17 protein-coding genes and 1 tRNA gene are annotated in these 23185 nt (G+C 72.7%); 15 read left to right on the top strand and 3 right to left on the bottom strand.

Features of this window, described 5'->3' with window-relative positions:
• Positions 1-1007 precede the first annotated feature (1007 nt).
• Positions 1008-1289, top strand: coding sequence for an HU family DNA-binding protein (locus ACWCRA_RS27635; RefSeq protein WP_003954777.1), 282 nt, complete (start codon positions 1008-1010; stop codon positions 1287-1289).
• Between the two features lie 171 nt (positions 1290-1460).
• Here the strand turns inward: ACWCRA_RS27635 and murA are convergent, their stop codons facing one another.
• On the bottom strand, positions 1461-2801 hold the full coding sequence (murA, locus tag ACWCRA_RS27630; RefSeq protein WP_351550850.1) for a UDP-N-acetylglucosamine 1-carboxyvinyltransferase: 1341 nt from the start codon (positions 2799-2801) through the stop codon (positions 1461-1463).
• Between the two features lie 277 nt (positions 2802-3078).
• Between murA and ACWCRA_RS27625 the strand changes: the two genes are divergently transcribed.
• The 10 genes from ACWCRA_RS27625 (at position 3079) to ACWCRA_RS27580 (ending at position 16119) form a co-directional block, all read left to right on the top strand.
• Entirely contained in the window at positions 3079-3639 is a 561-nt protein-coding gene (locus ACWCRA_RS27625) for a YqgE/AlgH family protein (protein ID WP_351550847.1), read from the top strand.
• 55 nt (positions 3640-3694) lie between these two features.
• Positions 3695-3982 (top strand): DUF3039 domain-containing protein, encoded by a 288-nt coding sequence (locus ACWCRA_RS27620; RefSeq protein WP_351550844.1) that lies wholly within the window; start codon positions 3695-3697, stop codon positions 3980-3982.
• A 310-nt stretch (positions 3983-4292) separates the two neighbouring features.
• Entirely contained in the window at positions 4293-5597 is a 1305-nt protein-coding gene (locus ACWCRA_RS27615) for an extracellular solute-binding protein (protein ID WP_351550841.1), read from the top strand.
• Positions 5598-5602: 5 nt separating this feature from the next.
• Entirely contained in the window at positions 5603-6580 is a 978-nt protein-coding gene (locus ACWCRA_RS27610; protein ID WP_351550838.1) for a carbohydrate ABC transporter permease, read from the top strand.
• A gap of 11 nt (positions 6581-6591) precedes the next feature.
• Positions 6592-7425, top strand: coding sequence for a carbohydrate ABC transporter permease (locus ACWCRA_RS27605; RefSeq protein ID WP_451068892.1), 834 nt, complete (start codon positions 6592-6594; stop codon positions 7423-7425).
• A gap of 90 nt (positions 7426-7515) precedes the next feature.
• Complete coding sequence (locus ACWCRA_RS27600; RefSeq protein WP_351550832.1) at positions 7516-9168, top strand: beta-N-acetylhexosaminidase; 1653 nt, start codon at positions 7516-7518, stop codon at positions 9166-9168.
• Between the two features lie 287 nt (positions 9169-9455).
• Positions 9456-10352 (top strand): FAD binding domain-containing protein, encoded by an 897-nt coding sequence (locus ACWCRA_RS27595; protein ID WP_351550829.1) that lies wholly within the window; start codon positions 9456-9458, stop codon positions 10350-10352.
• Positions 10349-12571, top strand: a complete 2223-nt coding sequence (locus ACWCRA_RS27590; RefSeq protein ID WP_451068869.1) for a 2Fe-2S iron-sulfur cluster-binding protein — start codon at positions 10349-10351, stop codon at positions 12569-12571. Before ACWCRA_RS27595 ends, ACWCRA_RS27590 begins: the two co-directional genes overlap by 4 nt.
• Positions 12568-14853, top strand: coding sequence for a xanthine dehydrogenase family protein molybdopterin-binding subunit (locus tag ACWCRA_RS27585; RefSeq protein ID WP_351550823.1), 2286 nt, complete (start codon positions 12568-12570; stop codon positions 14851-14853). Before ACWCRA_RS27590 ends, ACWCRA_RS27585 begins: the two co-directional genes overlap by 4 nt.
• Positions 14854-15576: 723 nt before the next feature.
• Complete coding sequence (locus tag ACWCRA_RS27580; protein WP_351550821.1) at positions 15577-16119, top strand: AAA family ATPase; 543 nt, start codon at positions 15577-15579, stop codon at positions 16117-16119.
• 98 nt (positions 16120-16217) lie between these two features.
• Here ACWCRA_RS27580 and ACWCRA_RS27575 read toward each other — a convergent pair.
• Positions 16218-16289: transfer RNA gene (locus ACWCRA_RS27575), tRNA-Cys, on the bottom strand.
• Positions 16290-16460: 171 nt separating this feature from the next.
• Here ACWCRA_RS27575 and ACWCRA_RS27570 point away from each other — a divergent pair.
• The 4 genes from ACWCRA_RS27570 to ACWCRA_RS27555 all read left to right on the top strand — a co-directional run bounded on the left by ACWCRA_RS27570 (position 16461) and on the right by ACWCRA_RS27555 (position 22665).
• Positions 16461-17951: an MFS transporter gene (locus tag ACWCRA_RS27570; protein ID WP_451068868.1), complete on the top strand. Its 1491-nt coding sequence runs from the start codon at positions 16461-16463 to the stop codon at positions 17949-17951.
• A gap of 706 nt (positions 17952-18657) precedes the next feature.
• Positions 18658-20451 carry a DEAD/DEAH box helicase gene (locus tag ACWCRA_RS27565; protein WP_351550815.1) on the top strand — a complete coding sequence of 598 codons (1794 nt, stop codon included), beginning with the start codon at positions 18658-18660 and terminating at the stop codon, positions 20449-20451.
• 311 nt (positions 20452-20762) lie between these two features.
• Positions 20763-21404 (top strand): IclR family transcriptional regulator, encoded by a 642-nt coding sequence (locus ACWCRA_RS27560; RefSeq protein WP_351550812.1) that lies wholly within the window; start codon positions 20763-20765, stop codon positions 21402-21404.
• Positions 21405-21870: 466 nt separating this feature from the next.
• On the top strand, positions 21871-22665 hold the full coding sequence (locus ACWCRA_RS27555) for a hypothetical protein (RefSeq protein ID WP_351550809.1): 795 nt from the start codon (positions 21871-21873) through the stop codon (positions 22663-22665).
• Positions 22666-22683: 18 nt separating this feature from the next.
• Here the strand turns inward: ACWCRA_RS27555 and ACWCRA_RS27550 are convergent, their stop codons facing one another.
• The gene (locus tag ACWCRA_RS27550) at positions 22684-23154 is read right to left on the bottom strand and encodes an Lrp/AsnC family transcriptional regulator (RefSeq protein WP_351550951.1); all 471 of its coding nucleotides are present in this window, start codon (positions 23152-23154) and stop codon (positions 22684-22686) included.
• Between the last annotated feature and the right edge of the window lie 31 nt (positions 23155-23185).

Below are 23185 nucleotides of genomic sequence, written 5' to 3'. Positions count from 1 at the left end.
GCCTCGTCGGGAGGCCTGGGCACACCCGGTCCCGTCGGGAGGCCTGGGCACATCCAGCCTCGTCGGGAGGCCTGGGCACACCCGGTCCCGTCGGGAGGCCTGGGCACATCCAGCCTCGTCGGGAGGCCTGGGCACACCCGGTCCCGTCGGGAAGCCTGGGCACACCCGGTCCCGGTGGAAGGAGCCTGGGCACATCCAGCCTCGCCGGGAAGCCTGAGCACACCCAGCCTCGCCGGCGTTTGAGGCGCGGGGGTTCGGGGGCTGGCCCCCGACCGTGGCCCGCAGGATGCGGGGTCCTGTGGCGCGGGGTCCGTCCTCAAACGCCGGACGGGCTTGGTTGGTCGGTTTGTGCGGGGTCCTGTGGCACAGGGTCCGTCCTCAAACGCCGGACGGGCTGAAATGGCTCGGGCCTCCTGTGGCACAGGGTCCGTCCTCAAACGCCGGACGGGCTGAAAGGCTCGGGCCTCCTGTGGCGCGGGGGCCGTCCTCAAGCTTCCCCGGAGCTGCCTCTGGGAGGTGCCCCCGGACGGGCTGAGGGTGCTCGGGCCGCCCGGGGTGCGCGGGGCGGAGGGGGGCGGGCTTCGCGGAGGGCGTACCCCCGGTCGCGGCGGGGGCGCCGGACACTTACAGTTCTCATCACAGCCCCCGCCCCAGGGCCACCCCCCGAGGCGGTGTCTCCCCGCAACCCGACCGGCTCGCCCGCCCTGACCTCCGGCGCGTCGTGGGATGCCGGGCCCCGGCCGCCGATCTAGGGTGGCGGACCATGGCCCCGGCGGCTCCACGGAGTCCCCGCCTGGTGAACGGAGCGTCACCACGATGTGGTAGTGGCGCTTTTCGTGTGACTCAGGAGGGTGCCGGATTGGCGTTCCCGCCGTTGGTGGGGGCAGGATGCGTAACCGGGCGAGAGGGTCTGATGCAGACCCTGGTCCGGGGACTGTCAGAGGGCCCTGGCAGCATCGGCTTCGATCTCACGCCTCACAGGCAAGTAGAAACACGGGAGTAAGAACATGAACCGCAGTGAGCTGGTGGCCGCGCTGGCCGACCGCGCCGAGGTGACTCGCAAGGACGCCGACGCCGTGCTGGCCGCCCTCGCCGAGACCGTCGGCGAGATTGTCGCCAAGGGCGACGAGAAGGTCACCATCCCCGGCTTCCTGACCTTCGAGCGCACCCACCGTGCGGCTCGTACCGCGCGTAACCCGCAGACCGGTGACCCGATCCAGATTCCGGCCGGTTACAGCGTGAAGGTTTCGGCGGGCTCGAAGCTGAAGGAAGCGGCCAAGGGCAAGTAAGCCTTCCGGCTTACCCGCACGACCGCTGAACACGACAAGGGCGGCCACCCTGCCAGGGTGGCCGCCCTTGCTGCGTCCCGTGCTCCGGGGCGGGCCCGGGAGCCCTGCCCGGCCCTCCCGGCCGCCCCAGGGCCCCCGGGAGCCCCCAGGGGCCCCACAGGGCCCTGTGGGCTAGACCAGCGCCCCGCCGGGCAGTTCCACCTTCGCGCCCAGCTCCACGAGCTTCTCCATGAAGTTCTCGTAGCCCCGGTTGATCAGGTCGATCCCGTGCACGCGCGACGTGCCCTGCGCCGCCAGCGCCGCGATCAGATACGAGAAGCCGCCGCGCAGGTCGGGGATGACCAGATCCGCGCCCTGGAGCTTCGTCGGCCCCGACACCACCGCCGAGTGGAGGAAGTTCCGCTGCCCGAAGCGGCAGTCCGAACCGCCCAGGCACTCGCGGTAGAGCTGAATGTGCGCACCCATCTGGTTGAGTGCCGAGGTGAAGCCGAGCCGGGACTCGTAGACCGTCTCGTGGACGATGGAGAGCCCCGCCGCCTGGGTGAGCGCCACGACCAGCGGCTGCTGCCAGTCGGTCTGGAAACCGGGGTGCACGTCCGTCTCCAGGGCGATCGCGTTGAGCGAGCCCCCGGGGTGCCAGAAGCGGATGCCCTCGTCGTCGATCTCGAAGGCACCGCCGACCCGGCGGTAGGTGTTCAGGAAGGTCATCATCGAGCGCTGCTGGGCGCCCCGCACATAGATGTTGCCCTCGGTCGCCAGCGCCGCCGAGGCCCAGGACGCGGCCTCCAGACGGTCCGGCAGCGCCCGGTGGGTGTAGCCGCCGAGCCGGTCGACACCGGTGATCCGGATCGTCCGGTCGGTGTCCACGGAGATGATGGCGCCCATCTTCTGGAGCACACAGATGAGATCCTCGATCTCGGGCTCCACCGCCGCGTTCGACAGCTCGGTGACGCCCTCCGCGAGCACCGCCGTCAGCAGCACCTGCTCCGTGGAGCCGACCGAGGGGTACGGCAGCTGGATCTTGCAGCCGCGCAGCCGCTGCGGGGCCTCCAGATACTGGCCGTCGTCCCGCTTCTCTATCCGCGCGCCGAACTTGCGCAGCACGTCGAAGTGGAAGTCGATCGGCCGGCCGCCGATGTCACAGCCGCCCAGACCGGGGATGAAGGCGTGGCCGAGCCGGTGCAGCAGCGGGCCGCAGAAGAGGATCGGGATGCGCGAGGACCCCGCGTGGGCGTCGATGTCGGCGACATTGGCGCTCTCGACATGCGTCGGGTCGAGCACCAGTTCGCCGGGCTCCTCGCCCGGACGGACGGTCACCCCGTGCAGCTGGAGCAGCCCGCGCACCACCCGTACGTCCCTGATGTCGGGCACGTTGCGCATTCTGCTCGGCTCGCTGCCGAGGAGAGCGGCGACCATCGCCTTCGGCACCAGGTTCTTGGCGCCTCGGACGCGGATCTCGCCCTCCAGCGGGGTCCCGCCGTGGACAAGCAGTACATCGTCTGTGCCGGTCATGAATCTCGCGTTCCGGAGGGGGTCCCCCTCGGTGGAGCAGGGGGACGTCGGGCAGAGGGTCAGAGAAAAGGGTAAGGGGCCACAGTCCCTGTGCCGTAAGGGCGGGGAGGCTGTGTGACGTCATGAGTTCGCTACAGCACGCTCGGTTGGGGGCGGGATGCGGAGTGTAATGTTCCGGATGTTCCCGGGCCGGTCCCCGCGCCCCCGGTGAGCTGCGCGGCGGCGCGGTCCTCAGGTCGGGCCCCGAGAACGGCGAAGATGCGGGATCATGTCTCGCATGACCGAGGTGTCCTCGCTCACAGGGCGGCTGCTCGTCGCCACTCCGGCCCTCGCGGACCCGAATTTCGACCGCGCGGTCGTGCTGTTGCTCGACCACGACGACGAGGGCTCCCTCGGCGTGGTCCTCAACCGGCCCACCCCGGTGGACGTCGGCGACATCCTGCTGCCCTGGGCCCCGCTCGCCGGCGAGCCCGGAGTGGTCTTCCAGGGCGGCCCGGTCTCCCTCGACTCCGCGCTCGGCGTCGCCGTCATCCCCGGCGACGAGGGCCCGCTCGGCTGGCGCCGGGTGTACGGGGCGATCGGCCTGGTCGATCTGGAGACCCCGCCCGAACTGCTCGGCGCGGCCCTCGGGTCGCTGCGCATCTTCGCCGGGTACGCGGGCTGGGGCCCGGGCCAGTTGGAGAGCGAACTGGAGGACGGCGCGTGGTACGTCGTGGAGTCCGAGCCGGGCGACGTCTCCTCGCCCCGGCCCGAGACGCTCTGGCGCGCGGTGCTGCGCCGCCAGCGCAGCGAACTGGCGATGTTCGCCACCTATCCGGACGATCCCTCGCTCAACTGACCGCGCGGACCCGGGTGCGGCCCGGGGGCGTCCGGCACGGGTACCCTTGGAGCTCATGAGCACTCTTGAGCCCGATCGCGGGACTGGGACGGGAACCCTCGTAGAGCCGACGCCGCAGGTGTCGCACGGCGATGGCGATCACGAGCGCTTCGCCCATTACGTCCAGAAGGACAAGATCATGGCGAGCGCCCTCGACGGCACTCCCGTGGTCGCGCTGTGCGGGAAGGTCTGGGTGCCGGGGCGCGACCCCAAGAAGTACCCGGTCTGTCCCATGTGCAAGGAGATCTACGAGTCCATGGGCCCCGGCGGGGACAAGGACAAGGGCGGCAAGGACAAGAAGTAGCGCCGACCGGGGCGGCGTCCGCGAGGGCGGCGCCCGCCGGCCCGCCGCGCGGGCAGGCCCCGGCATCACGGTGATACGGCCCCGGGGGCACGCGAGAAGCGTGCCCCCGGGGCCGTTTCCGTGTCCGCCCGCTCACCGGTTGTTCCCCTTCCCCCGCCCCGGGGCGCTTCGCGTTGCACAGGATGCGTCCGCCGGTCACAGAGTGGTTGAGACCTCTTGTCCCTTTGTGTGACCCGCTCTAGCCTCCTCGTGTTGTGCAGCACGAAACGTACGTTGCAGATGCTGCAACGCTCACCGTAGGGGACCGCTCATGAAGCTCAGCTCCCGTCTCGCCGCCCCCACCGCGGCTCTGGTGCTCGCGGGTCTCACCGCCACCGCCTGCGCCCCCCAGACCTCCGACAACAGCTCATCGAAGGACGAGAAGTCCGGGACCCTGCGCGTCTGGCTCTTCCAGGAGGTCAACAACGACCCCAAGAAGAAGGTCGTGGACGGTGCCGTCGCGGCGTTCACCAAGGAGAACAAGGACACCAAGGTCGAGGTCGAGTACATACCCGTCGAGACCCGCGCCCAGCGCATCAAGGCCGCCTTCAACGACCCGAAGAGCGCCCCCGATGTGATCGAGTACGGCAACACCGACACCGCCGGGTACGTCAAGGACGGCGGACTCGCCGACATCAGCGAGGAGTTCAAGGCCTGGGACGAGGCCAAGGACAGCGACCCGACCGCCACCCAGTCGGTCACCGTCAACGACAAGGTCTACGGCGCCCCCCTCTTCGTCGGTGTGCGGGCGCTGTACTACCGCACCGACGTCTTCAAGGAGCTGGGCATCCAGCCGCCGAAGACCCAGGAAGAGCTGATCTCCACCGCGAAGAAGATCCGCAAGGAGAAGCCGGACCTGTACGGCATGGCCGTCGGCGGCGCGTACACCTACGGCGCGATGCCGTTCATCTGGGCCAACGGCGGCGAGCTGGCCGAGGGCAGCGGCGGCTCCTACAAGTCGGCCATCGACAGCGACGCCTCCCAGAAGGGCATCAAGGCGTACACCTCCCTCTTCGGTGACGACAACTGTCCGGCGGCCAAGTGTGCGGCCATGACCGGCAACGCGGTCGTCACCGCCTTCGCCTCCGGCAAGGCCGCCATGGCGATCGGCGGCGACTTCAGCCACCAGGCCGTCGAGGCGGGCTCGGTCAAGGGCAAGTACGCCGTGGTGCCGCTGCCCGGCGCGAAGGAGGGCGAGATCGCGCCGGCCTTCGCGGGCGGCAACAACATCGGGGTGCTCAAGAGCAGCTCGCACCGCACCCTCGCCGTCGATCTGATGAAGGAGCTGGCCGGCAAGGAGTCCCAGCGCAAGTTCTTCGACGCCATGGGCTTCCTGCCGACCTACACCGATGTGCGCGGCGAGGTCGCGAAGGCCGAGCCCTTCGTCGAGCCGTTCGTGAAGACGCTCGGCGCGGGCGCCAAGTTCGTCCCCGCGTCCTCCGGGTGGGGCCAGATCGACGCCTCCCTCGTTCTGCCGACGATGTTCCAGGAGATCATCAGCGGCAAGAAGGACGTGGCCGCCGCCTCGGGCGACGCCGCCAAGAAGATGGACACCGCGTTCAACGACGCGGGCTGACCGATATGACGCACCACGCCACAGCAGCCGGCCCGGCCGCGGTCTCCCCGAAGACCGCGCCGGCCCCGGCCGAACGGAAACCCCCGAGGATCAGGCGCCACGGCCGCAAGGGCAGCGGCTGGACCCCCTGGCTCTATCTGCTGCCCGCGCTCGTCGTCCTGGCCGCGCTGCTGGTCTACCCGATCTACCAGCTCGGTCTGATCTCCTTCCTCGAATACACCCAGGCCCAGGTCAGCGGTGGCGAGCCCACCACCTTCAAGGGTTTCGGCAACTACCGGGAACTCTTCGCCGACAGCCAGTTCTGGCAGGTCCTGCTCTCCACGGTGCTCTTCGCCGCCGCCTGTGTGGTCACCACCCTGGCCGTGGGATGCGCGCTCGCCGTGCTGCTCACCCGCGTCCGCGCACTGCCCCGGCTCGTCCTGATGATGGCCGCGCTCGGCGCCTGGGCCACCCCCGCGATCACCGGCTCCACCGTCTGGGTCTTCCTCTTCGACCCGGACTACGGCCCGGTCAACCGCGTGCTCGGCCTCGGCGACTTCTCCTGGACCTATGAGCGCTACAGCGCCTTCGCGCTGGTGCTCTTCGAGGTCGTCTGGTGCTCGTTCCCGTTCGTCATGGTGACCGTGTACGCGGGCATCAAGGCCATCCCCACCGAAGTGCTGGAGGCGGCCTCGCTGGACGGCGCCTCCCAGTGGCGGATCTGGCGCTCGATCACGGCGCCGATGCTCCGGCCCATTCTGGTTGTCGTCACCATTCAGTCCATCATCTGGGACTTCAAGGTCTTCACGCAGATCTATGTGATGACCAATGGCGGCGGTATCGCGGGCCAGAATCTCGTGCTCAATGTGTACGCGTACCAGAAAGCCTTCGCGTCCTCGCAGTACAGCCTGGGCTCGGCGATCGGCGTCGTCATGCTGCTGATTCTGCTGGTCGTCACCCTTGTCTATCTGCGCCTTCTGCGACGCCAGGGAGAAGAACTGTGAGCCGTACGAGCATGCTCCGCATCCGCCGTCCCTGGCGGCTCGCCGCCGAGGCGTTCGCGCTCGTCGTCGCGGTGGTCGTGGCCTTCCCGCTGTACTGGATGGTGCTCTCCGCCTTCAAACCGGCGGGCGAGATCCAGTCGACCGACGCGCTCCCCTGGACGCTCAATCCGTCGCTGGACTCCTTCCGCCGCGTCTTCGAGCAGCAGGAATTCGGACGCTATTTCCTCAACAGCCTCTTCGTCGCGACCGTCGTGGTCATCGCCTCCGCGCTGATCGCCTTCCTCGCCGCGACGGCGGTCACCCGCTTCAAGTTCAAATTCCGCACCACCCTGCTGATCATGTTCCTGGTGGCGCAGATGGTGCCGATCGAGGCGCTGACCATCCCGCTGTTCTTCCTGATGCGCGACGCGGGCCAGCTCAATACCCTCTGGTCGCTGATCCTGCCGCACATCGCCTTCTCCCTCCCGTTCGCGATCTGGATGCTCCGGGGCTTTGTGAAGGCGGTGCCCGAGGCGCTGGAGGAGGCCGCCTACATCGACGGCGCCAGCCGCACCCGATTCCTCTGGCAGATCCTCTTCCCGCTGGTCTTCCCGGGCCTGGTCGCCACCAGTGTCTTCTCGTTCATCTCGACCTGGAACGATTTCCTCTTCGCCAAGTCCTTCATCATCAGCGACACCTCGCAGTCGACCCTGCCCATGGCGCTGCTGGTCTTCTTCAAACCCGACGAGAACGACTGGGGCGGCATCATGGCGGGCTCCACCATCATGACCGTGCCCGTGCTGATCTTCTTCGTCCTCGTCCAGCGGAGGCTGGTCTCCGGTCTCGGCGGCGCCGTGAAGGACTGATGGACCCCCGGTGTGAAGGACCGGCAACGCCGTGTGGAGCGGCGGCAAGGGCCTGGCCACAGGCACAGAAAGCGATCAAGGATGGACGTCATGACGCTTGAGAACATTCCCGTGGATCTGATTCCGGCTCCCCGCGCCGCCGAAGTCACCGCCGGCGGCAGCTTCACCCCCGACGCCCGCACCACCCTGTTCGCGGGACCGGGCACGGGCACCACCGAGCGCTGGCTGCGCTCGGTGGTGGGACCCGCGCTCGGGCTGCCGCTGCCGCCGGGGGAGACCGAGAACGCGGAGAACTCCCTCACCCTCCTCGTCGACCCCAGCCTGGAGGCCGAGGCCTACCGGCTCCAGGTCGTGCAGAACCGGGGCGTCGAGATCCGCGGCGGCAGCGCCGCCGGGGTGTTCTGGGGCGCGCAGACCCTGCGTCAGCTGCTGGGCCCCGCGGCCTTCCGCCGGGCGGCCGTGGACCCCGAGGCGCTGCACAGCGTCGCCCCCCAGATCATCGAGGACCGGCCCCGTTTCTCCTGGCGCGGAATGATGCTCGACGTGGCGCGCCACTTCACCCACAAGACCGACATCCTGCGCTATCTCGATCTGCTGGCCGCCCATAAACTCAATGTCTTCCACTTCCACCTCACCGACGACCAGGGCTGGCGCGTCGAGATCAAGCGCCACCCCCGGCTGACCGAGGTCGGAGCCTGGCGCTCGCGCACGAAATGGGGCCACCGGTTCTCCGAACTCTGGGACGAGCGGCCCTACGGCGGCTACTACACCCAGGACGACATCCGGGAAATCGTCGCCTACGCGGCCGAGCGGCATATCACCGTCGTCCCCGAGATCGATGTGCCGGGCCACTCGCAGGCGGCGATCGCCGCCTACCCGGAACTCGGCAACACCGATGTCATCGACACCTCAGCCCTCTCCCCCTGGGACACCTGGGGCATCAATCCCAATGTCCTCGCGCCCACCGAGAACACCCTGCGGTTCTACGAGGGCGTCCTGGAGGAGATTCTGGAACTCTTCCCCGCCGATATCTCGCCCTTCATCCACATCGGCGGCGACGAGTGCCCCAAGGACCAGTGGAAGGCGTCCGCCACCGCCCAGGCCCGCATCGCCGAGCTGGGCGTCGGGGACGAGGACGGCCTCCAGGCCTGGCTGATCCGCCACTTCGACAGCTGGCTGACCGCCCGGGGCCGCCGGCTCATCGGCTGGGACGAGATCCTGGAGGGCGGCATCGCGCCCGGCGCCACCGTCTCCTCCTGGCGCGGCTACGCCGGCGGGATCGCGGCGGCCGAGGCGGGCCACGACGTCGTGATGTGCCCCGAGCAGCAGGTGTATCTGGACTTCCGTCAGGACGGCGGCCCCGACGAGCCGATGCCGATCGGCTGGGTCCGCACCCTGGAGGACGTCTACCGGTTCGAGCCGGTGCCGCCGAGCCTCGGCCCCGAGGCCCGCGCGCACATCATCGGCACCCAGGCCAATGTCTGGACCGAGGTGATGCAGGAGCGCGCCCGCATCGACTACCAGGTCTTCCCGCGCCTCGCCGCCTTCGCCGAGGTCGCCTGGTCCGAGCTGCCCGCCCCCGAGGAGCGCGACTACGCGGCGTTCGAGCGGCGGATGGGCAGCCACTACCGGCGGCTCGACGCCCTCGGTGTCGACTACCGGCCGCCCGGCGGCCCGTTGCCGTGGCAGAAGCGCCCCGGGGTGACCGGGTTCCCGCGCGAGGGGACGCCCCCGAACGTGTGAGTCGGCGCCAACCCCGGTGTCCGCCGCCCCGGACTCTGGGACCGTTGAACGGCCATGAGGAACAAGTCGTACAACAGCGTTGAAGACCGGCAATCCGTATGTGGTGCCGAAGATATGACAAAAGTGGACGCCGCTGTCGGAAGGGCGCATCCCTCGCGGATGCGTCCTTCGCGGACCCTCTCGCCGGTCGGCCCGGAAGATGTGCCAGAGTTGCCACGTCCGGCCTGTGAGCACGTACGGTACGGCAACACGGGCGGGAACGCCGGACACCGGGAAGGGGCAGCTGGGTGACCACACACGCACCGCAGACAACGCGGTCGGTGACGCTGCCGACCACACTCGACGAGGCCGTCGCGGCGCTGACCGCCATGCCCGCGGCCGTGCCGGTCGCCGGGGGAACGGACCTCATGGCGGCCGTCAACCGGGGCCAGCTCAGGCCCGCCGGACTGGTGGGCCTCGGCCGGATCAGCGAGATCCGCGGCTGGCGCTACCAGGACGGCCACGCCCTCCTCGGCGCCGGGCTCACCCACGCCCGGATGGGCCGTCCCGACTTCGCCGCCCTCATGCCCGCGCTCGCGGCGTCCGCGCGCGCCGCCGGACCCCCGCAGATCCGCAACGCGGGCACCCTCGGCGGCAATATCGCCACCGCCGCCCCGACCGGCGACAGCCTGCCCGTGCTCGCCGCGCTGGAGGCGGAGCTGGTCATCGCCGGCCCCGGCGGCGTCCGCCGCGAACTGCCCGTCTCCCATCTGCTGACGGGCCGCGAGCTGCTCGCGCCGGCCGAACTCATCGGCTATGTGCGGGTACCGCTGCTGCACGCCCCCCAGGTCTTCCTGAAGGCGACAGGACGCACCGGACCCGGCCGCGCCACCGCGTCCGTCGCCGTCGTCCTCGACCCCGTGCGGCGCGGGGTGCGCTGCGCGGTGGGCGCCATCGCGCCCATGCCGCTGCGGCCCATGGACGCCGAGCGCTGGATCGCCTCGCTCATCGACTGGGACGGCCGGCGCGGGCTCGCGGCCGAAGCGCTCACCGCCTTCGGGGAGTACGTCGCCACCGCGTGCATCCCCGACCCGCCACCGCCGGCCGACGGCGAGGAGCAGGCCGTCCACCCGCCCGCCGTACTGCATCTGCGGCGCACCGTCGCCGCGCTGGCCCGACGTGCACTGGGGAGGGCGCTGTCATGAGCAACAGCAGCGACAACAGCGGCAACAGCGGCAACAACGCCCACGGCGACAGCGGGGCGCACCCGCACCAGCACGCCCAGCGGCAGGGGCACCCCGCCGAGCACGGCGGCTGGCAGCCGACGCCCCACGGCGAGTACGACTACGAGGCCACGGCCTTCGTGCACATCCCGCCGGAGGACATGCCGGGCGCCTCCCCGCTGGAGGCCCCCGGGCACGGCTATGTGCCGCCGATGATCCTGCCGCTCACCCCGGCGGCCGACCCGCAGGTCCCGGAGGCCTGGCAGGACCACCGGTCCCACCAGGCCGCCGAGGACCACGGTCACCAGGTCTGGCCGGAGCCGGGCGGCCACCCCGCGCCGTACGCCGCCGACCCCGGGCAGCGCGGTCCCGGGGGCCCGGAGGTCCACGGCGAGGGGCATCCCGGCGCCGATCCGCACGCCACCGGGCAGTGGGCGTTCCAGGACGCCCCGCACTCCGCGCCGGGCGCGGACGTCACCGGGCAGTGGACCATTCCCGTCGCCCGCGGGGATCTCCCCGAGGAGACGGGGGAGTTCACCGCCTCCATGCTCCACTCCCAGTGGAACTCGGCGCCCGCGACCCTGCCCGGCGGCGCCACCGCGCCCTGGGCCGCCGAGCCCCCCTCCACCCTCCCGGGCGGCGCTCCCGCGCCCTGGGCCACCGGCCCCGAGGACCGGGCGTTCCCGCCCGCGCCCCCGGCACCCGGGGAGGGCCGGGCCGCCGGGCCGGACGCCCACGCCCCCGGCCGGCCGGACGCCCACGCCCCCGGCGGGCCCGGCCCCCGGGACACCGAACCGCCCCGGGAGCAGGCCGCCGCCGCGCCCACGGCCCACGCGCCCGCCACCCACGCGCCCGAGGCCCCCGCCCCGGCGGCGCCGGACGCACGGGAACCGGCCCCGGACACCACCGCGACCGGCACCCACGCCCCCGCCGGGCCCGCCGCCCCCCCGGCCGGGGAACACCCCGCCGACCACGGGAGCGGTGCGCCGACCGCCGTCCCCCCGGCACCCGAAGACCTCCCGGAGCCCCACCCGGCGGGGCTCCTCGCCGCCGGGGAACCGGACCAGGCCGCCCCGGCCGACCCGGCGACCGCCCCGGGGCCGTCCGGCACTGCGGTCTCCGAGGACCACGCCTTCGGCGCCGACCCCGAGGCCCAGGCCGGCCCGGCCCCGGCCGACGGGTCCGTCCCGCCGTCCGCCACTCCGGCGGCCGGGGGCCACGGCTTCGCCGCCGACCCCCCCGGGACAGGTGCGCCCCGGGCCCACGGCTCCCCGGTGACCGGCGAGGAGACCGCCGGAGAGCCGCCGGCTCCCGAGGCCGCGGGAACGGAACGGGCCGAAGCGACCGAAGGAGCCGAGGGGGCCCCGCGGTCTCCCGGGGCACTCGCGCCCGACACCCCCGGCCCCGGCGCCCCGGAACCCCGTGAGGACCCGGTCGCGGACGCGGCTCCCGCGCCGGACACCGACGTGGCCGGCGCGCCCGGCACCGGCGAGCCGCCCTCCGCCGCCCCGGCCACGGAGCCGGAAGGGGCCGCCCCCGCGCCCCCTCCCGTCCCCGATTCCGCCGCGGCCCTCGCCGCCGCCGCGCAGGAGCACCCGCCCACCTCCTACGTCCTGCGGGTCAACGGCACCGACCGCCCCGTCACCGACGCCTGGATCGGCGAGTCCCTGCTCTACGTCCTGCGCGAGCGCCTCGGCCTCGCCGGCGCCAAGGACGGCTGCTCCCAGGGCGAGTGCGGCGCCTGCAACGTCCAGGTGGACGGCCGGCTGGTCGCCTCCTGTCTGGTGCCCGCGGCGACCGCCGCCGGCTGCGAGGTCCGTACGGTCGAGGGGCTCGCCACCGACGGCGAACCCTCCGACGTCCAGCGGGCCCTGGCCGCCTGCGGCGCCGTCCAGTGCGGCTTCTGCATCCCCGGCATGGCCATGACCGTCCATGACCTGCTGGAGGGCAACCACCGCCCCACCGAACTGGAGACCCGCCAGGCCCTCTGCGGCAACCTCTGCCGCTGCTCGGGCTACCGCGGAGTCCTCGACGCCGTACGGGAGGTGGTGGCGGGCCGGGAGGCCTCCGCCGCCGCCGCCGCGGAGGCGGGCGAGGCCGCGCAGGCCGCCCACCCGGCGGCGGATGCCCGCATTCCGCACCAGGCGCCCCCCGGCGCCGGTAGTGTGCAGCCCCACCCGCATGACGGAGGCATGGCGTGACCAACGACGCGGCCCCCTTCCCCCGGCCGGAGCAGCCCGCCCACGGCCTCGGGACCTCGCTCCTCCCGGCCGACGCCCGGGCGAAGACCGAGGGCACCTTCCCGTACGCCTCCGACCTCTGGGCCGAGGGCCTGCTGTGGGCGGCGATCCTGCGCTCGCCGCACCCCCACGCCCGGATCACCGGCATCGACACCTCGGCGGCCCTGGAGATGCCCGGGGTCCGCGCGGTCGTCACCCATGAGGACATCCCCGGGGACACCTCGTACGGGCGACGCATCGCCGACCGGCCCGTCTTCGCCTCCGAACTGGTGCGCCACCACGGCGAGGCCATCGCCGCCGTCGCCGCCGACCACCCCGACACCGCCCGGCTCGCCGCCGCCGCCATCGCCGTCGAGTACGAGGTGCTGGAGCCGGTCACCGACCCGGAGAAGGCGTTCGCCGCCGAGCCTCTGCACCCCGATGGCAATCTGATCCGGCACATCCCGCTGCGCTACGGCGACCCGGACATCGCCGGGGAGATCGTCGTCGAGGGCCTCTACCGCATCGGCCGCCAGGACCCCGCGCCGATCGGCGCCGAGGCCGGTCTCGCCGTACCGCGCCCGGACGGCGGGGTCGAGCTGTACGTCGCCTCCACCGACCCGCACACCGACCGCGATCTCGCGGCCAACTGCTTCGGCCTGGAGCCGGACCGGGTGAAGATCGTGGTCACCGGTGTCCCCGGCGCGACCGGCGACCGCGAGGACCCCGGCTTCCAGCTCCCGCTGGGGCTGCTGGCGCTGCGCACCGGCTGCCCGGTCAAGCTGACCGCCACCCGCGAGGAGTCCTTCCTCGGCCACGCCCACCGCCACCCGACGCTGCTGCGCTACCGCCACCACGCCGACGCGGACGGCCGGCTGGTGAAGGTGGAGGCACAACTCCTGCTGGACGCGGGCGCCTACGCCGACTCGTCCTCCGAGTCCCTCGCGGCGGCCGTCGCCTTCGCCTGCGGCCCCTATGTCGTCCCGCACGCCTTCATCGAGGGCTGGGCGGTCCGCACCAACAACCCCCCGTCGGGCCATGTGCGCGGCGAGGGCGCGATGCAGGTGTGCGCCGCCTACGAGGCCCAGATGGACAAGCTCTCCGTCAAGCTCGGACTCGACCCCACCGAGCTGCGGCTCCGCAATGTGCTCGCGACCGGTGACATCCTCCCCACCGGCCAGACCGTGACCTGCCCGGCCCCGGTCGCCGAACTGCTCCAGGCCGTACGGGACTTCCCGCTGCCGCCGCTGCCCAAGGACACGCCCGAGGACGACTGGCTCCTCCCCGGCGGCCCGGAGGGCGCGGGCGAGCCGGGCGCGGTGCGCCGGGGCGTGGGGTACGCCCTGGGCATGGTGCACATGCTCGGCGCCGAGGGCACCGACGAGGTCTCCACCGCCACCGTCAAGATCCACGACGGTATCGCCACCGTCATCTGCGCGGCCGTCGAGACCGGCCAGGGCTTCACCACCCTCGCCCGCCAGATCGTCCAGGAGACCCTGGGCGTCGACGAGGTCCATGTCGCCGCCGTCGACACCGACCAGCCCCCCGCGGGCCCCGCCGCCCACGGCCGGCACACCTGGGTCTCGGGCGGCGCGGTCGAACGGGCCGCGAAGATGGTCCGTACGCAACTGCTCCAGCCGCTGGCCCACCAGTTCGGCATGTCGACCGAGCTGCTCCAGATCGCCGACGGCAAGATCACCTCGTATGACGGCGTCCTCTCCACCACGGTGATGGAGGCGATGGAGGGCAAGGAGCTGTGGGCCACGGCCCAGTGCCGTCCGCACCCCACCGAGCCGCTCGACGAGACCGGCCAGGGCGACGCCTTCGTCGGCATGGCCTTCTGCGCGGTGCGCGCGGTGGTCGATGTGGACATCGAGCTGGGCTCGGTCCGGGTGGTCGAGATGGCGGTCGCCCAGGACGTGGGCCGGGTGCTCAACCCGGCGCAGCTCGCCAGCCGGATCGAGGCGGGGATCACCCTCGGGGTCGGCACGGCCCTCACCGAGAACCTGCGCTCGGCCCGGGGGGTGATCCGCCACCCCGACCTCACCGGATACGCCCTGCCGACCTCGCTCGACGCGCCCGACATCCGCATTGTGAAGCTGGTGGAGGAGCGGGACGTGGTGGCGCCGTTCGGCGCGAAGGCGGCGAGCGCGGCCCCCGTGGTCACCTCCCCGGCGGCGGTGGCGGCGGCCGTCCGCGCCGCCACGGGCCGCCCGGTCAACCGCCTTCCGATCCGCCCCCAGGCCGCCGTCGCCCACGGCTAGGGAGTTTCTTTCGGGTCGGGTCGGGCCGGATCGGTGAGCGGGGTCCGGTGCGGTGGATCGCGAGCCCGGCACGATCCGAAAGAGACGACCCAGGGCTTCGGGAGGCCGCCGGCGAGGGCGGTGCGCGCTCGCCTGGAGGGCGGCCCGCCCGCCCGCCGTGTACACCGGCACCGCACCGAGCGGGAAGACATCGGACGAGGCCCGCCCGGCGGCCCAGGGCCTGTTCGGGCGCGCCGGAACCGGGGGGCGCCGGGGTCCGGCCGGTGGGGGTGAGGGTGAGTCGGCTCGGGCGGCGGCCATCGCCGTGTTCGCCGCCCCCGGGCTGCTCACGGCCGCCCGCGCCACGGGCGGCGGCGGGTCGGGCCCCGCCTCCCGTACGGGAAGGAGCCAGGGCCCGGAGAGGTGCCGGGCCGCGTCCGCCCGCCTCGGCGGCGAACCGCCCGGGGCCGGCGCCGCCGGAGGGGTCGCGAGCGGGACCGTGCGGGCGCCGTCGCCGCCGCGCGGGCGGGAGATCCGGGGCCGTCCGGGGCGAGCCGCCAATGATCTCGTACACCCCGATCCGGCCCTGTGCCGGTGTGTGCTCCCGCCCCGGTGTGTGCCGCGGTGGTGCCATCCCCGTGTCCCCGTGTCCCCGTGTCCCCGTGTCCCGTGTGGTTCCTGAGTGCCCTGAGCCGTCTGGGGCAGGGATGGCGGGGCCGAGGGGTCCGGGGATAGCGTCGGATCATGAGCGAGCAGTTGAACTCGGCCGTCGTCCTCATCACCGGGATCATGGCCTCCGGCAAGTCCACGGTCGCCCAGGCACTGGCGGAGCGGCTCCCCAGGGCGGCGCATGTCCGGGGTGATGTCTTCCGCCGTATGACGGTCTCCGGCCGGGTCGAGATGGGCTCACCCGACGAGGCCGAGGCCCTCGCCCAACTCCGCCTCCGCCACCGCCTCTCCGCCCGCACGGCCGACACCTACGCGGAGTCCGGCTGGACGGCGGTGGTGCAGGACATCGTGATCGGCGCCGACCTCCCCGCCTGTCTCACCCTCATCCACACCCGGCCCCTGTACGTGGTGGTTCTGGCCCCCACCCCCGCCGCGGTCACGGCCCGCGAGTCCGCCCGCCCCAAAACGGGCTACGGCCCGCCCTGGACGGTCGAGGCCCTGGACACGGCCCTCCGCCGCGACACCCCGCGCCTGGGCCTCTGGCTGGACACGAGCGACCAGACGCCTCAGGAGACGGTGGACGCGATTCTGGGGGACCTGGGAGGAGCCCGCGTCTGAGCGGGGCGGGGCGGGCGCGGGAGAGCCGCGCCTGCTGTGTCTTTCCGGGGGTGCCCCCGGGACCTCCGGTCGGAGGCCCCGGTACGGGTGTCGATGAGAGGCCGTGATCGGAATCGAACCGACCTAACTCGCTTTGCAGGCGAGTCCCTCAACCACTCGGGCACACGGCCGTGTGCTGGAACTGATCCGACCGTAGGCCGCCGCGGGCGGTGGGCTCAAGCGATCTCCGCATCCCGCAATACGACTGCCACACGGCGTTCACAGACGTACGACCAAGGGACCACCTCCGGTAGCGACCTGCGACAGGGTTCACATTCGGCCATGCCCCTTACTCTTGGGCCATGACCGCCCTGGAACCCCGTGACGCCGAGGTCACGCCGCCGACAGCTGTGAACACCGCCGAGCCCGACGCCGCACGCGGCGAGGAACGGGCTCAGGACAGCGGGATTCTCGGGCGGACCCACCGGGCGCTCAGTATCGGGATCATCGCCGTCGTGCTGCTGATCGCCTTCGAGGCGACCGCGGTCGGCACCGCGATGCCCGTCGCCGCGCGGGAGCTGAACGGGATCGGGCTGTACGCCTTCGCCTTCTCCTCCTACTTCACCACCAGCCTCTTCGCCATGGTCCTCTCCGGGCAGTGGGCCGACCGCGACGGGCCGCTCCGGCCGCTCGCCGCCGGGATCTCGGCGTTCGCGGTCGGGCTGCTGCTCTCCGGGACCGCCGGCACCATGTGGCTCTTCATCCTCGGACGGGCCGTGCAGGGGCTCGGCGGCGGGCTGGTGATCGTCGCGCTGTACGTGGTCATCGGCCGCGCCTACCCGGAGCGGCTCCGGCCCGCCATCCTCGCCGCCTTCGCCGCGAGCTGGGTGATCCCCTCGGTCGTCGGACCGCTCGCCTCCGGGACCGTCACCGAGCAGCTCGGCTGGCGCTGGGTCTTCGTCGGCATCCCCGTCCTCGTCGTCTTCCCGCTCGCCCTCGCCCTGCCCGCGATACGGCGGACGGCCTCCGGTCCCGCCGACAAGGCCGCGCCCCGCCCGCCCTTCGACGCCCGCAGGATCAGGCTCGCCCTCGGTATCTCGCTGGGGGTGGGGCTGCTCCAGTACGCGGCCCAGGACCTGGAGTGGATCTCCCTCCTCCCGGCCGCGCTCGGCGCGGCGCTGATGGTGCCCGCCGTGCTCGGGCTGCTGCCCAAGGGCACCTACCGCGCGGCACGCGGGCTGCCCTCCGTCGTCCTGCTGCGCGGTGTCGCCGCCGGGTCCTTCATCGCCGCCGAGTCCTTCGTACCGCTGATGCTGGTCACCCAGCGGGGGCTGTCGCCCACGATGGCCGGGCTCTCGCTCGCGGTCGGCGGGGCGACCTGGGCCCTCGGTTCGTTCCTCCAGTCCCGGCCCCGCATGGAGCCGCACCGGCAGCGGCTGATGGTCGGCGGGATGATCCTGGTGGCCGCCGCGATAGCCACCGCGCCGAGCGTGCTGATCCCGTCGGTGCCGGTGTGGATCGTGGGGGTCGCCTGGGGGGTTGGCTGTTTCGGCATGGGCATGGTGATCGCTTCGACCAGTGTGCTGCTGCTGAAGCTCTCCGCGCCTGAGGAGGCCGGGGCGAACTCGGCCTCCCTCCAGATCTCGGACGGCCTCTCCAATGTGATGCTGCTCGCTGCGGGAGGGGCGGCGTTCGCCGCGCTCGGCGGGGGGTCGGTGGCGGGGCATGCCGTCACGGCGGCGGGGGAGTCGCAGCCGGTGGCCTTCGCGGTGGTGTTCCTTCCGATGGCGGTGGTGGCGCTGGCGGGGGCCTGGGTGGCGACGCGCCTCCGCGTACGCCCCGACCCCGCGTAGCCCGCCCCCGGACGCACCCGAGCCCCGGGCCCCTGCCCGCCCCCGGGTCCCCACCGCGCCCTGCCCCACCACTGGCGCCTGAGCCGCGCCGCCTCTGCTTCTCTGGTGTGTTCGGGCGCCCGGCCTCGCTGTGGGCGCCCCCCTCGGATGCAGCCCCGGGGGAGTTCGAGTGGCACCACCCGGCCTCTCCGCGCTTGAGGCCGCTCCGCCTCGGCCTCTCCTGTGTTCGAGCAGCACCACTCCAGCCGCTTCGGTGATTGGGCCGCACCATCCCCACCCCTCCGGCGAGCTGAGGCACGAAATCCAGCCCCGCCGGCGTTTGGGCCGGGCCACCTTCACCGCTCCGGTGAGCTGAGGCACGAAATCCAGCCTCGCCGGCGTTTGGGTCGGGCCACCTTCACCGCTCCGGTGAGCTGAGGCACGAAATCCAGCCTCGCCGGCGTCTGAGGCGCGGGGGTTCGGGGGCTGGCCCCCGACCCGGGCCCGCAGGATGCGGGCACCTGTGGCACAGGGTCCGTCCTCAAGCGCCGGACGGGCTGGGTTTGCCGGACGGGCCGGGGTGCTCGGGCTTCGGGGGGTGACCCGGGTGGGGTGTGTGAAGCGGGTCTCACCGGTCGCCCCGCGCGCCTCGGCCGGGGCCGGCACCCCGGTAGGGTGGCCCGGTTGTCATACCCGTCGTGACTGGACCAGCGCCGAACCGGAGACCGTGACTACTACCGCCTCCCACTCCCACCACCTGTCCCCCGCCTTCCCCGGCCGCGCCCCCTGGGGCACCGCCGGCAAGCTGCGCGCCTGGCAGCAGGGCGCCATGGACAGATACCTCCAGGAGCAGCCCCGCGACTTCCTCGCCGTCGCCACCCCCGGCGCCGGCAAGACCACCTTCGCGCTCACCCTCGCCTCCTGGCTGCTGCACCACCATGTCGTCCAGCAGGTGACCGTCGTCGCCCCGACCGAGCATCTGAAGAAGCAGTGGGCCGCGGCGGCCGCGCGGGTCGGGATCAAGCTCGACCCCGACTACAGCGCCGGGCCGCTCAGCAAGGAGTACCACGGCGTCGCCATCACCTACGCCGGTGTCGGCGTACGCCCCATGCTCCACCGCAACCGCTGCGAGCAGCGCAAGACCCTCGTCATCCTCGACGAGATCCACCACGCCGGCGACTCCAAGTCCTGGGGCGAGGCCTGCCTCGAAGCCTTCGACCCGGCCACCCGCCGGCTCGCGCTCACCGGCACCCCCTTCCGCTCGGACACCAACCCGATCCCCTTCGTCACGTACGAGGAGGGCAACGACGGCATCCGCCGGTCCGCCGCCGACTACACCTACGGATACGGCAACGCCCTGGGCGACGGAGTCGTCCGGCCCGTGATCTTCCTCAGCTACAGCGGCAACATGCGCTGGCGCACCAAGGCCGGCGACGAGGTCGCCGCCCGCCTCGGCGAGCCGATGACCAAGGACGCCGTCTCCCAGGCCTGGCGCACCGCGCTCGACCCGCGCGGCGACTGGATGCCCAATGTGCTGCGCGCCGCCGACCAGCGGCTGAGCGAGGTCCGCAAGTCCATCCCGGACGCCGGTGGGCTGGTCATCGCCGCCGACCAGGACGCGGCCCGCTCGTACGCCAAACTCATCCGCGAGATCACCGGGGTGAAAGCCACTGTCGTCCTCTCCGACGACACCGGCGCCTCCAAGCGCATCGACGAGTTCAGCGAGAGCGGCGACCGCTGGATGGTCGCCGTCCGGATGGTGTCCGAGGGCGTCGACGTCCCCCGCCTCGCCGTCGGCGTCTACGCCACCACCATCTCCACCCCGCTCTTCTTCGCCCAGGCCGTCGGCCGTTTCGTCCGCTCGCGCCGGCGCGGTGAGACCGCGTCCGTCTTTCTGCCCACCATCCCCATGCTCCTCGGCTTCGCCAACGAGATGGAGGTCGAGCGCGACCACGTCCTCGACCGGCCGAAGAAGGACGGCGACGACGAGGACCCGTACGCCGAGTCCGAGAAGGAGATGGACGAGGCCAACCGCGAGCAGGACGAGGACACGGGCGAGCAGGACACCCTGCCCTTCGAGGCCCTGGAGTCGGACGCCGTCTTCGACCGGGTCATGTACAACGGCGCCGAGTTCGGCATGCAGGCGCACCCCGGCAGCGAGGAGGAGCAGGACTACCTCGGCATCCCCGGGCTCCTCGAACCCGACCAGGTGCAGATGCTGCTCCAGAAGCGGCAGGCGCGGCAGATCGCCCACAGCCGCAAGAAGCCCGACTCCGAGGCCGATCTGCTGGAGCTGCCCGCCGAGCGCAGGCCCGTCATCTCGCACAAGGAACTCCTGGAACTGCGCAAGCAGTTGAACACCATGGTGGGCGCCTATGTCCATCAGAGCGGCAAGCCGCACGGCGTCGTCCACACCGAGCTGCGGCGGGTCTGCGGCGGGCCGCCGAGCGCGGAGGCGACCGCCGGGCAGATCCGGGAGCGCATCAAGAAGGTGCAGGAGTGGGCCACCCGGATGCGGTGAGTCCGGCTGCCGGGAAGGCTCAGGGCAGGCCCGGGGCAGGCCCGGGGCAGGCCCGGGGCAGGCCCGGGGGAGTGGCGCCGGAGCCGGTCCATCACGTGCTGACGCCCGGATTCTGGACGAGGTCTTCCGCTGAGCGGACCGGATCGATACTGTCCCGGGCAATGCAAGCGCCCCGTGGCAGCGCCGCCGCGGAGCCCAGTCGGTGTGCCTTGGCCTGCCGGCGGGCCTCTGGGGCGCGGCGCCAACGGGACCGGTGCCGCGACACAACGCCATGAGAGTCCGCCGTCACACACTCCGAAGGAGAGGGCGTCGTGACCGCGGAGACATCCCAGACGCTCGACCGAGGACTGCGCGTCCTCAAACTGCTCGCCGACACCGATCACGGGCTGACCGTCACCGAGTTGTCCAACAAGCTCGGTGTCAACCGGACTGTCGTCTACCGGCTGCTCGCCACCCTGGAGCAGCACGCCCTCGTCCGCCGAGACCTCGGCGGGCGTGCCCGCGTGGGGCTCGGGGTGCTGCGGCTGGGCCGCCAGGTGCACCCGCTGGTGCGGGAGGCGGCGATGCCCGCGCTGCGGGCGCTCGCCGAGGACATCGGGGCGACCGCGCATCTCACCCTGGTGGACGGGGCGGAGGCGCTGGCGGTCGCCGTGGTCGAGCCGACCTGGACCGACTATCACGTGGCGTACCGGGCGGGCTTCCGGCACCCCCTCGACCGGGGGGCGGCGGGCCGGGCGATTCTGGCCGCCCGGCAGCGGGACGCGGACGAGCCCGGGTACACCCTGACCCACGGGGAGCTGGAGGCGGGGGCGAGCGGGGCTGCGGCGGCGCTGGTGGGGGTGACGGGGATAGAGGGGAGTGTGGGGGTGGTGATGCTCGCGGACGCTGTTCCCGAGCGGGTCGGGCGCCGTGTGATGGACGCGGCCCGCGAGGTCGCCGACGCCCTCCGCTGACCCCGGGGCCGTCCTCCGTCCCGTGCGGGCCCGTGTGCCCCGGGGTCCGTCCTCAATCGCCGGACGGGCTGAGATTCCCGCCCGTCGGGGCCCCGGGCCGTCTCGGCCTCCACGGTGTTCGGGGCGTACCCACCCGGTCTTCCCGGTGGCCTGAGTGATCCCCGCCCTCGTCGGCGCCCCGGGCCGTCTCGGCCTCCTTGGCGTTGTTTGAGGCGTACCCACCCCGCTTTCCCGGTGGTCTGAGTGATCCCCGCCGTGTCGGACAGCCGGGCCATCTGAGCCCCGCCGGCGTTTGAGGCGCGGGGGTTCGGGGGCGGGCCCCCGACGAGGGGCCGCGCGCGGCGGGTAGCTCGGGCACCCCCGGGCCCCGGGCACCCCCCGGCCCCAGGCGCTCCCGGCCCCGGGGCACCCCCGGGCACCCCGGCCGCGGGGCACGGGGGCGGGGGCGGCCCGATAGATTGGGGGCGTGGCCTTCCGTCTTCCGCGCACCCGCGCCCTCGCCCTCACCCTCAGCGCCCTCCCCATCGCCGCCCTCCTCGCCGTCGCCGCCCTCGCCCCCCTCCCGTACGTCATCGCCGGGCCCGGGGACACCGCGGATGTCCTCGGCGAGCACAAGGGCGCCCCGGTCATCTCCATCACCGGCGCGCCCGTCCGCCCGACCCAGGGCGCGCTGCGGATGACCACGATCCTCGCCACCGGCCCGGACACCGAGGTCGATCTCGCCCGGGTCGCCGACAGCTGGCAGCGCACGGACCGCTCCGTCCTGCCCCGCGACTCCGTCTACCCCTCCGGCAAGTCCAGCCAGGAGGTCTCCGAGCGCAATCTCGCGGACATGGCGGAGTCCCAGCACGAGGCGACCCGGGCGGCGCTCTCGTACCTCGGTGAGGACCCGAAGAAGGTGAAGGTCACCCTCCGGCTGGCCGATGTGGGCGGACCCAGCGCCGGGCTGCTCTTCTCTCTCGGCATCGTCGACAAGCTCGACGGCAACGGCTCCGGCGGCGATCTCACCGGCGGCCGGAACATCGCCGGTACGGGAACGATCAGCGCCGACGGCACGGTCGGCCCGGTCGCCGGCGTGGCGCTGAAGACCCAGGCCGCCAAGCGCGACGGCGCCACGGTCTTCCTGGTGCCGAAGGGGGAGTGCGAGTCCGCGCGGGCCGGGGCCGATGACGGGCTCCGGCTGATCCCCGTGGCCACCCTGAAGGGCGCGGTGGAGTCCCTCCGCGCCCTGGACGAGGGAGCCCGGGTCCCCTCCTGCTGACCCGGCCCCCGCCGGGGGCTACTCGTCCGCCGCCGCCTGCTCCACCAGCGGGATGATCCGCAGCCGCACCGGGTTCTCCATCACGATCGCCGTCGAGGCCCGCATGATCCCCTCGAAGCCCACCACCCGGTCGATCACCCGCTGGAGATCCGCGTTGGAGCGGGCCACCAGCCGGCAGAGCATGTCCCCGTGCCCGGTCGTCGTGTGCAGCTCCAGCACCTCGGGGACGTTCGCCAGATGCGCCCGCACATCCGCCCCCTGCCCCTGCTTGATCTCCAGGGTCGCGAAGGCCGTGACCGGATAGCCGAGCGCCGCCGGATCGACATCGGGGCCGAAGCCCCTGATCACCCCGTGCGCCCGGAGCCGGTCGAGGCGCGCCTGCACCGTCCCCCGCGCCACCCCGAGCCGCCGGGACGCCTCCAGCACCCCGATCCGGGGCTCGCGCGCCAGCAGCACGATCAAGCGGCCGTCCAGATGATCGATCGCCATCAGCTCTCCCGAGTGGTCATCCTGTACAGAA

The organism is Streptomyces sp. NPDC001889, from assembly GCF_053594535.1.
The sequence above is the reverse complement of the archived record's forward strand: the minus strand, read 5'-3'. Positions and strand labels throughout refer to the sequence as shown.

Excerpts from the sequence above, each read along its gene's own strand:
- ACWCRA_RS27635 (WP_003954777.1), top strand. The coding sequence starts at position 1,008 with ATGAACCGCAGTGAGCTGGTGGCCGCGCTGGCCGACCGCGCCGAGGTG.
- murA (WP_351550850.1), bottom strand. The coding sequence starts at position 2,801 with ATGACCGGCACAGACGATGTACTGCTTGTCCACGGCGGGACCCCGCTG.
- ACWCRA_RS27625 (WP_351550847.1), top strand. The coding sequence starts at position 3,079 with ATGACCGAGGTGTCCTCGCTCACAGGGCGGCTGCTCGTCGCCACTCCG.
- ACWCRA_RS27620 (WP_351550844.1), top strand. The coding sequence starts at position 3,695 with ATGAGCACTCTTGAGCCCGATCGCGGGACTGGGACGGGAACCCTCGTA.
- ACWCRA_RS27615 (WP_351550841.1), top strand. The coding sequence starts at position 4,293 with ATGAAGCTCAGCTCCCGTCTCGCCGCCCCCACCGCGGCTCTGGTGCTC.
- ACWCRA_RS27610 (WP_351550838.1), top strand. The coding sequence starts at position 5,603 with ATGACGCACCACGCCACAGCAGCCGGCCCGGCCGCGGTCTCCCCGAAG.
- ACWCRA_RS27605 (WP_451068892.1), top strand. The coding sequence starts at position 6,592 with ATGCTCCGCATCCGCCGTCCCTGGCGGCTCGCCGCCGAGGCGTTCGCG.
- ACWCRA_RS27600 (WP_351550832.1), top strand. The coding sequence starts at position 7,516 with ATGACGCTTGAGAACATTCCCGTGGATCTGATTCCGGCTCCCCGCGCC.
- ACWCRA_RS27590 (WP_451068869.1), top strand. The coding sequence starts at position 10,349 with ATGAGCAACAGCAGCGACAACAGCGGCAACAGCGGCAACAACGCCCAC.
- ACWCRA_RS27580 (WP_351550821.1), top strand. The coding sequence starts at position 15,577 with ATGAGCGAGCAGTTGAACTCGGCCGTCGTCCTCATCACCGGGATCATG.
- ACWCRA_RS27570 (WP_451068868.1), top strand. The coding sequence starts at position 16,461 with ATGACCGCCCTGGAACCCCGTGACGCCGAGGTCACGCCGCCGACAGCT.
- ACWCRA_RS27550 (WP_351550951.1), bottom strand. The coding sequence starts at position 23,154 with ATGGCGATCGATCATCTGGACGGCCGCTTGATCGTGCTGCTGGCGCGC.